Origin of the sequence: Acinetobacter sp. TUM15071, assembly GCF_008980925.1 — a bacterium.
Taxonomy (GTDB): Bacteria; Pseudomonadota; Gammaproteobacteria; order Pseudomonadales; family Moraxellaceae; genus Acinetobacter; species Acinetobacter dispersus.
In genome coordinates this window covers 82065-93976 of sequence record NZ_BKGB01000018.1, presented here as the reverse complement: position 1 = coordinate 93976, position 11912 = coordinate 82065, and the positions used below count along the sequence as shown (strand labels likewise).

General features: G+C 39.0%; 9 protein-coding genes. 6 read left to right on the top strand and 3 right to left on the bottom strand.

From position 1 onward, the window contains the following. Positions 1–272: 272 nt before the first annotated feature. Positions 273–1088 carry an IclR family transcriptional regulator PobR gene (pobR, locus tag GBI66_RS15950; RefSeq protein ID WP_151716768.1) on the bottom strand — a complete coding sequence of 272 codons (816 nt, stop codon included), beginning with the start codon at positions 1086–1088 and terminating at the stop codon, positions 273–275. 139 nt (positions 1089–1227) lie between these two features. On the opposite strand from pobR, the gene pobA reads away from it, so the two are divergent. Continuing rightward, entirely contained in the window at positions 1228–2436 is a 1209-nt protein-coding gene (gene pobA / locus GBI66_RS15945) for a 4-hydroxybenzoate 3-monooxygenase (RefSeq protein WP_151716767.1), read from the top strand. Positions 2437–2547: 111 nt separating this feature from the next. Here the strand turns inward: pobA and GBI66_RS15940 are convergent, their stop codons facing one another. Next, on the bottom strand, positions 2548–3921 hold the full coding sequence (locus GBI66_RS15940) for an AarF/ABC1/UbiB kinase family protein (protein ID WP_151716766.1): 1374 nt from the start codon (positions 3919–3921) through the stop codon (positions 2548–2550). Positions 3922–4115: 194 nt separating this feature from the next. Further along, entirely contained in the window at positions 4116–4421 is a 306-nt protein-coding gene (locus GBI66_RS15935; RefSeq protein ID WP_005188827.1) for a hypothetical protein, read from the bottom strand. 166 nt (positions 4422–4587) lie between these two features. Between GBI66_RS15935 and ybaK the strand changes: the two genes are divergently transcribed. From ybaK to GBI66_RS15910, 5 genes are all read left to right on the top strand, one after another. Further along, positions 4588–5052: a Cys-tRNA(Pro) deacylase gene (gene ybaK, locus GBI66_RS15930; protein ID WP_005188825.1), complete on the top strand. Its 465-nt coding sequence runs from the start codon at positions 4588–4590 to the stop codon at positions 5050–5052. A 333-nt stretch (positions 5053–5385) separates the two neighbouring features. Further along, complete coding sequence (locus GBI66_RS15925) at positions 5386–7170, top strand: IucA/IucC family siderophore biosynthesis protein (RefSeq protein ID WP_151716765.1); 1785 nt, start codon at positions 5386–5388, stop codon at positions 7168–7170. Further along, on the top strand, positions 7163–8596 hold the full coding sequence (locus GBI66_RS15920) for a lysine N(6)-hydroxylase/L-ornithine N(5)-oxygenase family protein (protein WP_151716764.1): 1434 nt from the start codon (positions 7163–7165) through the stop codon (positions 8594–8596). The genes GBI66_RS15925 and GBI66_RS15920 overlap by 8 nt, the downstream gene beginning before the upstream one ends. 20 nt (positions 8597–8616) lie before the next feature. After that, positions 8617–10056, top strand: coding sequence for a DHA2 family efflux MFS transporter permease subunit (locus GBI66_RS15915; protein ID WP_151716763.1), 1440 nt, complete (start codon positions 8617–8619; stop codon positions 10054–10056). A gap of 10 nt (positions 10057–10066) precedes the next feature. Further along, a complete protein-coding gene (locus tag GBI66_RS15910) occupies positions 10067–11908 on the top strand; it encodes an IucA/IucC family siderophore biosynthesis protein (RefSeq protein WP_151716762.1) in 1842 nt (613 codons plus the stop codon). Positions 11909–11912: the final 4 nt, after the last annotated feature.

The window sequence follows — 11912 nt, the reverse complement described above, 5'->3', positions numbered from 1 at the left end:
ATGTTTTAAATTTTCTGTCAAATTATTTTGGATCGTTTTCGCTTGGAAAATTGACCTTTAAAAAAGATGTTGATGCATAAGAATTTGATATTTATTTAGATATCGCTTTATTTATTTTTCTTTTTAAAATCTGAAAAATTCCTTTTATGTTTATAAAATTGGCACTTTATGCTTAAAGTGCATATGAATACTTTTTAAGCATCAGTAAGCCTATAGCGCAGTATGAAAGCAGCTAGAAAGATGAGAAAAGTTTTAAAGCAGGCACCATAATTTTAAATCACATTGCGTAGTTCATTGGCTGTGTTGCGTAATAGCGGTAAGATTTGATGAATCAAATAATCGTCCTGTACACGATTGGTTTGAGACATGCAGTTTAAGGCTGCAATGACTTTTCCATGCGCATTGAAAACGGGAACTGCAATCGCAATTACGCCAAGCTCATGTTCTTCTTTGGATAGACAATAATCTGATAGGGAAATGGTTTTTAATACATCTATAAACTTTGATTCATCCAAAATGGTGAATGGCGTTAAACGTTTTAGCCCATAGCTTTTAACCCAATCATACTGAGCTTGTTCAGATAGTGCTGCCAAAAGAACTTTACCTGTCGAGGTTGCGTGTGCAGGTAAGCGATTACCTAAATGCATGCCATAGGGACTAACCCGTAAATTATCATGTTGCGGAAGATAACTTCGAGCAATTGGAACCACTTCATTATCATCTAAAACGACCAAAGAGAAGGCTAAAGACGTTTGGGCACATAATAGATTCAAGAATGACTGGGCAATTTTAGGTAAGTGAGCAGAACTGAGATAAGAACTTGAGAGACGTAATACACGATGGGTCAGCCAGAAATAATGTTCATCGGTTTCCAAATAGCCTAAGTATTTTAAAGTTTTTAAATGCCGTCGAGCTGCGGTTCGACTAATACCCGTGCGTTCTGCAACTTGAGTAACATTCAAACGTTGTCGATCAATGCCAAATGCTTCAAGTAAGGCCAAGCCTTTTGCTAGACCTGCAATATAGTCTTCCTGACGTATTTGTTCATGTGAATTTGGGTGCTGTAAAAAACCATCCATAGTGGTCATGCTTTCATTCCTATTATTCTGCTATTTTGTCCGCTATTCGGACAAAGGAAATGATAAACGGTTATTTTCGACTTGGATATATCGTCTACAAATCTTTAAAGCAGTAAGTTAAAAGTCAGGATAGTGCAAGGATGAAGTCATGGAGATTTTAACAACACAAGTCGCGATTATAGGTGCAGGCCCAGCTGGATTGCTACTTGGGCAGCTATTATATAAAGCAGGTATTGAGCATATTATTATTGAGCAAAGGAGTGCAGATTATGTAAGTTCGCGGATACGTGCTGGAATTCTTGAACAGGTTTCAGTTGATCTACTCAAACAAGCAGGCGTCGATCAACATCTGAAAGAGAAAGGATTGCCACATTCAGGCATTGAGATCCTCACCAACGGACAGAAGCACCGCGTTGATTTATCTGCGCTTACAGGTGGAAAGCAAGTTACGGTATATGGTCAAACCGAAGTCACCAAAGATTTAATGGCTGCGCGTGAAACTGCACAACTTAGATCTTTTTATGAAGCTAAAAATGTACAGGTCAAAGATTTTTATGAACGACCTCAGATTTATTTCGAATATCAAGGACAGGTATTGCAAATTAATTGTGACTTTATTGCAGGTTGTGATGGTTATCATGGTGTGTGTCGTGCCAGTGTTCCAGAAGACCAGATTAAAACCTTTGAGAAAGTCTATCCATTTGGCTGGTTAGGCATATTGGCCGATGTACCACCTGTTGCCGATGAGTTGATTTATGTACAGTCAGAACGTGGTTTTGCATTGTGTAGTATGCGTTCAGAAACCCGTAGCCGTTATTATTTACAGGTGCCATTGACAGATCGGGTCGAGGATTGGTCAGATGAAAGATTTTGGGAGGAACTTAAATCGCGTCTAGATGCTGAAAGTCGAGATAACCTAATAACAGGTGCATCTATCGAAAAAAGTATTGCACCGTTGCGTAGTTTCGTCACTGAACCCATGCGATTCGGAAAGTTATTTTTGGCAGGTGATGCAGCACACATTGTTCCACCGACTGGTGCAAAAGGATTGAATCTTGCCGCCTCTGATATTGCTTATCTCTCAATTGCATTGATTCAATATTTTGTTGAAGGTTCAGATCAGGGCATTAACGAATATTCAGAAAAGTGCTTACAGCGTGTTTGGAAGGCTGAACGTTTTTCATGGTGGATGACGCACTTGTTACATCGTTTTGAAACCGAAACGGAGTTTGAGCATAAAATTAAACAGGCTGAGCTAAGCTACATTCTTGGGTCTACTGCGGGTAAGACGACTTTAGCCGAAAATTATGTCGGTTTACCTTATGAAATTAAAACAATACCAGAACCTTGTGCTTAAGCGCGTTATATTGTTTTTGGAAAGTCTTTAATTCATCAATTAGCCTCATATAAAAATAAAAAGACCTGCACAATTAAATTGGGCTGGTCTTTAAAAAAGATTTACGCTGTATCAAGCAAATTGAGGAATCATTTTCCGTACATTGGTTTTTGCATCAATCACGGTCATGAAGGTATAAGCACCAATGAATTTACGACTAATGAACATAAACTCTTTTGGTGGAACCGAAAAATAGCGAGAAGCCATGGATTGTCCTGCCTGTTGCATTACACGGCTATGCAATTGGCTTTTTTTCCAGTCATACCGATCTTGATCATCCATAATACCTGCAGGCATATCTGGATTATTGCTTGGGCAGCTAAATGCTTCTGTAGCAATCAAGAATACATCCGCCATACCAGGTTTAACACTTTCTGGCATACCATCAAAAAATTCATAGCCTGTCATGGCTTTAACCATTGCATTTTTGTCATGGTCATAACCTGCATGAATCAAGTTACGAGCCACGGACAGTAAATTGTTATCAAACTGACGAATTGCACCAAAGTCGAGTAAAACAATTTTGTCTTTTACTTCATTGCCATCACCTAAACGAACGAGGTAATTACCAAAGTTCGGGTCGGTCTGCATTTCGCCCCATTCAAACAACTCGCGTACTGCAATCTCTAAAGATGCTTCACCTAACTGGTTGCGGCGTTCTTGTGGAAGAGAGAGCATCACTGGACTATTGACTGGAACACCGCGCTCAAAGGTCATACAAAGAATTTTTTCAGCACAAAATTCGTCAACAATCTGAGGCACGATATAACGTGGATCATCTTTTAAACGTTCAGCAAAACGTCGTGTGGTCGCAGCTTCAATGCCGTAATCGACTTCACGATGCATCATTTCACGGACTTCATCAAACCACTGATCAAATTCGCGCGTTTGTGGCACCATACGTGTCAATTTCAACATATTCTTAAATAGATTCATGTCTGAATCAATTGCTTCAGCAACACCTGGATATTGAATCTTAAGAACTAGCTCTAAACCATCAGATTTACGTGTTGCGCGATGCACTTGAGCAAGTGAAGCTGTGCCAATAGGTTCATGATCAATTGTGAGCTCATCTAATTTAGAGCCTAGCTGTTCTTGTAAATGAGCTTTGATAGCAGGCCAAGCCAATGCAACCGTCTGATTATTGAGTGTATTTAGGGCTTGAGTAATTTCTTCAGGCAAGAAATGCTCACCGTATAAAGCCATCATTTGGCCAATCTTGACAATTGAACCTTTTAATTTCCCAATTTCAGAAACTAAATAATGTGCTTGTTCAGCCATGGCTTTTTTACGTTTCTTCTCTTTTTCTTCTTCGCTTGAGAAAAGAGACGTGGCATTTGCAGTCGCCCAACGAGTTCCAGCAAGTAAAGAAGCTTTTGCAATAGATAAGCGACGATCCACCGACGAGGTTTTTAGATTTTTAAGCTTATCGTTCTGATCTGACATGAAAGAAAAATCCTATGCTGAAACCGGAGAGTTGAAAGCCGAGACTTGAATTGTAGCGAATATTACAGCTTTTGAACGTATTAAAATAGTTCAATCTCTTGAATTATCAGTCTAAATTTGTGCAATAGAGCAGTTGTATAAAAATAGCCTAAGTAAAGATTTCGCATTTACTTGATATTTGCTATACATCTGTCCTAAATTTTAAACTGAATTTTGAGTGAAGATTTCCGTATCAACGCTGCTCTATTACTATGTATATGCTTCACTAACATTCGTTTAACTTCACTATGATGAAAGCCAACGGAATAAGCTTTGACAATAATAATACTGGGGAGTGTAAAGAAAAAATACTTGGTGTCGTCTAAAGTCGCATCTTTGAAAATACCTTCAGCGACCAATATTTCTCTTAGAAACTGCTTTTCAGCTTGAATGGTCGTGGATGATTCATCATCCCAATAATTCTGACGCATGGCCATTAAATTATTATGCTTATAACTCATATAGGAATTGAGCCTGTATGTTTCACCTTTAGCCAATATATGAGGTTGTTTGAGTAATTATCAAGAATAGAATTATATCTAAAATAGCCTAAGCAAATTTAATCTTTAATTTTTAAATGTTACACTTATCCCACTTTTATTCCGACATCAAAAATACTGAATAGATATGACACCAGCTTGTAAACTATTGGAAAAAAATAAAATAGCATTCTCAATTCATGAATACGAACATGATGTTAATGCAAAAAGTTTTGGGCTAGAAGCTGCAGAAAAGTTGAACTTAAATGTTGAAGAAGTCTTCAAAACCTTGATGGTGACAGACGAAAAAAATTATTTCATTGCAATTTTGCCTGTAAATCATCAACTCAATCTAAAAAAAGTTGCGGCTGCAGTCGGGTGCAAGAAACTACAAATGGCAAATCCTAAAGATGCCGAACGTTTAACTGGGTATTTGGTTGGAGGGATCAGCCCACTAGGGCAAAAGAAACGCCTGAAGACAGTCATCGATTCAACGGCGGCGACATTTGATAAAATTTATGTGAGCGGTGGAAAGAGGGGATTAGATATTGGCCTTGACCCTCAGGAACTTGCTAAATTGCTGGGTGCAGGTTTCTTTGATCTTTTAGATTAAACAAGGTACTTGCGTATCATTTTTTATAAGTAATTGTTATCTTTAATTTTTATAAATCTACAAAAGCAATTGTCATCGAAGGAATGATCATTTTATTTAATGAGAATTATTATTATCTTTTTGTATCTTTCTTAAACTCTATTGATCTCTAAAGCAAATTAATTCAACGGATTAGGTCATCTTTTTCAGGTTCTTTTATGGAATTGAAATCTTAAATGATAATAATTATCATTAGTTTTATCTTAATCGTAAGTGTTTTGTGGTTAAGACATGTTTGTGGCCAAAACATTCCGAAAAATAAATTTAACTCTCTCGATAATAGGATACAGTCTGATGCAATCACTTGCCAATCGGTTGGCGATACAACATTTCGTCAACGCATATACGCAAGAAACAGGCAAAGGTAACTTGCTAAATAAAAATCAGCAGAGTCCCCAACAACAAGCGTTTAGCCAAGGTTTGACGCTGTTATCAATTCCTATCCAGTCTATACAAGCACAATGTAATTTCCCTTTATCCTACGTCAGTCGAGTCGGACGACATCGCTTAGCTGATCTCCCTCAAATTGTTATCCAAGGTCAAATCAAGCCATTCAGCCCAGTTGCAATTGTTGGGTTACTACTTGAAGAATTAGTTTGTGAATCCTCTGAACCATTAGATGCGGCATCTTTGGTTGAGAAGTGGATTCAAAGTCGTGATGCATTACAGCAATTTTTACTACAGCGTGAAGCCGATTTTGATGATCTTGTAAAAGCAGGTCAGAATTTTATAGAAACAGAGCAAGCTTTGGTTCTTGGCCACAGTATGCACCCAGCGCCAAAAAGTAGAACAGGTTTTGTTCATGAGGACTGGTTAAAATTTTCACCTGAGCATAAAGGGCAGACCCAACTCCATTATTGGTTTGTACATCAAGATTATATTTCGGAAGGTAGTGCTACAGATGAGAGCATTTCCGCTCAGCTGAAGACAGCTCTACAGTGGTATTTGTCTGAAAATGATCTCAACCTATTAAAAACTCATGCCGAATATAAATTACTCCCTTTACACCCTTGGCAGGCACGTTATTTACAAAGCAAACCGTGGTTTGAGCGTTTAAAGCAAACAGGACAATTGATTGATTTAGGTTTACGGGGGTGGCAATTTTCACCGACAACCTCTATTCGAACATTGGCGAGTTTTAGCGCACCATGGATGGTGAAGCCTTCACTATCTGTGATGATTACCAATTCAATTCGTGTGAATTTGGAGAAAGAATGTCATCGTGGCGAACTTACACATCGTTTATGGCATAGTGAATTTGGTCAGAATATTTTAAAGCAATGTCCAAGTTTAAAAGCAGTCAATGATCCAGCTTGGATGGCTTTAAAAATTGATGGCGAAGTGGTAAACGAAAGTATTTGTATTTTCAGAGATCAACCATTCCATCCACAGCAGCAGGTGACTTGTATTGCGTCGTTGTGCCAAGATCATCCAAATAAAGCTTTAAATCGATTTAATGCACTATTTGCAAAAATTGCAAAAACGAATCATGAGACAAATCTTTCAGAAATTGCCTTAGATTGGTTCAATCGCTTCCTTGAAGTGAGCTTGCAACCTTTAATGCATCTCTATCATCGTTACGGTATGGCATTTGAATCACATCAACAGAATGTATTGCTAGAACTGGAAGATCATTTTCCAAAAACCTTGTGGTTACGTGACAACCAAGGGTTTTATTATATTGAAGAGTTCGCCACTGAAATTTTACAAGCCTTGCCTGAGCTTAAAGAAAAAGCCTTTGCTGTTGGCCCAAAAGATTTTGTAGATGAACGTTTTAGCTATTATTTCTTTGGCAATACCTTGTTTGGAATCATCAATGCCATTGGTGCAACAGGTTCTATTACTGAAGACGAACTATTAGAGCACCTCAAAGGTTTCTTGCAAGATTTATTGCAGCAATATCCTGATAGTACCTTGTTACAGGGTTTATTGTTTAATGAAACTTTGCCGTATAAAGGAAACTTACTCACTCGATTGCATGAGCTTGATGAGCTAATTGCACCTGTTGAACACCAGTCTGTGTATGTTCAGCTACAAAATCCGCTGTTCGTAGAGCAGAAGGATGTGAGTTATGCTTGATTTTATTGGTGTAGGGCTGGGTCCCTTTAATTTAAGTCTTGCCAGTTTGCTGCAAGGCAAAAGTGATCTTAAATATCAATTTTTTGAACAGAAACAGAATTTCGATTGGCATGCGGGGATGCAATTACCCAATGCCTTGCTACAAGTGCCGTTTATGGCGGATCTGGTGAGTTTGGTCGAACCAACCAGTCCCTATAGTTTTCTTAATTATTTGAAGCATCATCAGCGGCTATATAAATTTTACTTCCGTGAAAATTTATTTATTCCGCGTCAAGAGTATAACCACTATTGTCAGTGGGTTGTGCAGCAACTCGGCAATATTCAATTTGGTAGCCAAGTTCTTGATGTACAGGCGATCAAAGGTGGTTTTGAGGTTGTAATATTATCAAACGGCGAGCAGCAAACTCACCGAGCGCGTCAGCTTGTATTGGGTATAGGTACAGTACCGCATTTACCTGAAAGCCTACAGCAAGTCTATTCCAAAACAACACAGTGTTTGCACTCTGCTGAGTATCTAAAAAACTGTCCTGAGAAGCTAAAAGGAAATGTAGTCCTAATTGGTTCTGGTCAGTCGGCAGCGGAAATTTTTCTAGATTTATTTGATCGACAGTATGCACAAAAGCAGGCAACGCCAGACTTTGATTTGCACTGGTTAACGCGTTCTGCTGGATTTTTCCCTATGGAAAATACGCCTTTGGGTCTAGAACATTTTAGTCCTGATTATATGCATTACTTCTATCACTTGCCGCCGTCGTTGAAAGCTGAATTACCCGTTCAGCAGGCGAATTTATATAAAGGAATCAGTAGCAAGACGATTCGTGATATTTATGAACGTTTATATCATCGCAGTATTGGTGGTCATGCTACAGATGTAATGCTAGCAGGGCATCATCAATTAAAACATGCTGAGATTTTAGAAAACCAAAAAGTTCGATTGCACTTTAATCATAGTCAGCAAGATGAGAATTATCTCATTGATGCAGATTGTGTGATTGCGGCAACAGGCTATCGCTATCCTAAACCTGCTTTCTTACAAAATATACGGTCCATGATTCCACTTGATCGAGCAGAACGTTGGCAAGTGAGTGCTAATTTTGAAGTGAATTATCAGGGTGATGGGCGAATCTTCTTACAGAATATGGAAGTTTTCCATCATGGCGTGGGTACTCCGGACTTGGGTTTGGGAGCATATAGAGCAGCCACGATTGCCAATCAGCTGCTGAGTAAAGAGTTATTTAAACTTGATCATGCTCAGTCTTATCAGCAGTTTGGTATTTCTCATCAATCTCATCTAGACCATTCAAGTCGAAATCACGCCCAACTGGCTGATTCAGGCTTATCTCGTGCTGTTCATAAATCTGGACAACTTAGACCTATCTCTACGGGTTTTTATTCACAGTTAAAACTCTCAGAACATATCGACTAGGTTGTACAGAGGAAATATGTATGGAGCAGTCTTCTGTATCAGCAGCTCAATCCGCACAAATCGGATTGCAGCGTTATGTCTTGCTCACAGTAATGTTAGGTACGGGTACTGTTAGCTTAAATAACAGTAGTTTCAATCCCGCTATTCCCCAACTGATGCAGTATTTCCAGATTGGGGAGATTTGGGCAAGCTGGGTGGTCGTTGCATTTTTATTAGCAATGAGCATTAGCTTGCCACTCGCTGGTTATTTCAGCCAGCGTTTCGGTAAACGACAAACCTATTTAATCGCCTTATTGTGTTTTGCTTTGGCATCTGCAATTGGCGGTTTGTTTAATCAATTTGAGTCGGTCCTTGTTGCTAGAGCTTTACAAGGTTTTTGTAGTGGCCTGATGATTCCATTGTCGTTGAGCTTAATTTTTTCAGTAACACCAAGCGAGCAAAGAGGCAGTGCAACAGGATTATGGGGAGCCATGATTATGTTGACATTAGCGGTTGGTCCAATGCTAGGTGCACTGGTTTTAGTCTGGCTCAATTGGCAAGCGTTATTCTTTATTAATTTACCAATCGCTTTGATTGCATTGGTACTTGGATATCTTTACCTACCTAAAGAAAAAGCAAATACCAGTCAGTCCTTTGATTGGGTGGGTTTTATTTATCTTGGTGTAAGTATTGTTCTGCTTTTGGGAACATTAAGCCAGATTCATCATTTGGAAGACTTATACCAACCAGTGTATTGGCTTTTCCTGACAATAGCGGGTTTAACATTTTGGCAATTTTTAACAAGCCAAAAACGTCAAACTAGTCCATTAATTGAACCAGCACTTTTTTCAACACAAGGATTTCGATTCAGTCTAATTATTTGTGTTGTTCAAACAGTTGGCTTGTTTATCGGTATGTTGCTGATTCCTTTATGGATTCAACAAGGCCTAAAGCTCAGCCCACTTTGGACGGGTTTTGCACTGATGAGCAGTGCTCTGGTTACTGGTTTATGTAGTCAACCCGCTGGCAAATATTTAGATCGTTATGGCGCAGCCAAACTCATGAGTTTAGGTATTGTGATTACCGCGTTGTCATTTGCTTTATTGGCATGGGCACCCGTGCAAAATGTATGGTTCATCATTTTTTGTATGTTGCTGCATGGACTTGGCATGGGCCTGTCATATATGCCTTCTACAACAGCGGGTCTCAACAGCTTACGCCAGCAACAGCAGTACTTGGTGACTCAGGCCGCTGCATTGAACAATCTATTTCGTCGGCTTTTTGCTGCGGTTGCCGTTGTACTGGCAGCTTTATATTTGCAATTACGCCAAGATATTTTTCAAACCAGTGTCCATACAAATACCGATTCCTTTAGGGCGACTCAGGAAATCTTTATCTTTTGTACTGTCCTTATATTGTGCGCTTTGCCTTATGCATGGCGTTTTCCAGACCAGCACAAAACCAATGAATTAAATAAATAGGATTATTATTATGGGACAATTACATCCAGTTCTATCAAATACGCATATTGTTCAAAATACTTTTCAAGCATGGCAGAAACCACAACCTGAGCAAGCGAAGCAAGTAGAGCAAAGAGTCATTAAACAATTACTTCAAGCACTCATTTTTGAAGAAATTATATCGGCTGATTTTGATGGGAAAAACTTCATCATAGATGTACAAGATCGTCAACAACAAACGATTCGATATATTGCACCAGGTCAGCGTAAATACAGTTACAAAATGGTTCGCCTTGATCGTCATCAAGATGTTTTACGCCTAGATGAACAGGGCAATCTGCAACCTGCACGTTTAAATCAGGTTATTGATGAAGTCTTGCGTGCTATTCCTGAGGCAGCAAAAGTTGAAGATTTTATTTTTGAATTAAAACGTACCTATATTCATGACTTACAGTCTCAAGTTTGTTTTGAAAACTATGCATTGCCAGCAATTCAATATCCATACGATGTTTTAGAGTCGTACTTGATGGATGGTCATCCATATCATCCTTGTTATAAGTCTCGTGTGGGTTTTAGTTTACAAGACAATGTTCGTTACGGCGTTGAATTTGCCCAGCCTCTCGCTTTGGTATGGTTGGCCGTACACAAAGATATCACTGCTGAAAATCATTCTGGCAGTATTGAGACCAAGGAATTCTTTAAGAAGCAGATCAACTCGCAGGATTTAATCCAATTTCAGCAACAGCTTAAAAAGCAGGGTGTAGATACATCGCAGTATATTTGGATTCCTGTGCATCCTTGGCAGTGGGAAAATCATTTAATTTCAATTTTTGCAGAAGAAATTGTAGACAAGAAAATTATTTATTTAGGACAAAGTCAGGATCGTTATTTGGCTCAGCAGTCCTTACGCACGGTCACTAATTTACAGCACCCAGAAAAACCATATATTAAACTTTCGATGAGTTTGACCAATACGTCTAGCTCGAGAATCTTGGCAAAACATACAGTCATGAACGGGCCAATTATTACAGACTGGCTGCAACGTTTGATTGAACAGAACGAAACAGCGAAACAATTAGATTTTGCTGTTCTACGTGAAGTATATGGCTTGAGCGTTGATTTTACTTGCTTGCCAGCTTCTCATGCACAACAGGCTTATGGCACGATCGGCTGTTTATGGCGTGAAAGTGTGCACCAATATTTACGTCATGGTGAAGATGCAATTCCATTGAATGGTGTCAGTCATATCCAAAAAGATGGTCAGGCGTTAATTGCACCGTGGTTACAACAATACGGCATTGAACAATGGACACGTCAGCTTCTGAAAGTTGTGATTACTCCGTTGATCCATTTACTTTTTGCAGAAGGCATTGCAACTGAATCACATGGGCAAAATATCATTTTGGTGCATCAGCAAGGTTGGCCAACGCGTATTTTATTAAAAGATTTCCACGATGGCGTACGTTACAGCCCTGCGCATTTAACACATCCAGAACTAGCTCCTGAATTGGATCAGTTACCGCCTGAACATGCTAAAACCAACAGTATGTCTTTTATTTTAACGGATGATTTAGACGGTATTCGCGATTTTAGCTGTGCTTGTCTGTTCTTTGTTGCTTTGACAGATATTGCAATTTTCCTTAATCAAAACAGTGACGTTGCAGAACAAGATTTCTGGAAATGGGCAGCAGAAGTCATTCAAGACTATCAATTACAACATCCTGAACACAATGCGCGATACCAGATTTTTGATGTATTTGCCGAGAAACTTCGGATTGAGTCACTGACCAAACGTCGATTATTCGGTGATCGTAGTATGCAGATCAAATTCGTGGATAATCCTTTGGCGCCTTTCAAAGCACAGGTGAAGTGAGGTT

Excerpts from the sequence above, each read along its gene's own strand:
- GBI66_RS15920 (WP_151716764.1), top strand. The coding sequence starts at position 7,163 with ATGCTTGATTTTATTGGTGTAGGGCTGGGTCCCTTTAATTTAAGTCTT.
- GBI66_RS15935 (WP_005188827.1), bottom strand. The coding sequence starts at position 4,421 with ATGAGTTATAAGCATAATAATTTAATGGCCATGCGTCAGAATTATTGG.
- ybaK (WP_005188825.1), top strand. The coding sequence starts at position 4,588 with ATGACACCAGCTTGTAAACTATTGGAAAAAAATAAAATAGCATTCTCA.
- GBI66_RS15940 (WP_151716766.1), bottom strand. The coding sequence starts at position 3,921 with ATGTCAGATCAGAACGATAAGCTTAAAAATCTAAAAACCTCGTCGGTG.
- GBI66_RS15925 (WP_151716765.1), top strand. The coding sequence starts at position 5,386 with ATGCAATCACTTGCCAATCGGTTGGCGATACAACATTTCGTCAACGCA.
- pobR (WP_151716768.1), bottom strand. The coding sequence starts at position 1,088 with ATGACCACTATGGATGGTTTTTTACAGCACCCAAATTCACATGAACAA.
- GBI66_RS15910 (WP_151716762.1), top strand. The coding sequence starts at position 10,067 with ATGGGACAATTACATCCAGTTCTATCAAATACGCATATTGTTCAAAAT.
- pobA (WP_151716767.1), top strand. The coding sequence starts at position 1,228 with ATGGAGATTTTAACAACACAAGTCGCGATTATAGGTGCAGGCCCAGCT.
- GBI66_RS15915 (WP_151716763.1), top strand. The coding sequence starts at position 8,617 with ATGGAGCAGTCTTCTGTATCAGCAGCTCAATCCGCACAAATCGGATTG.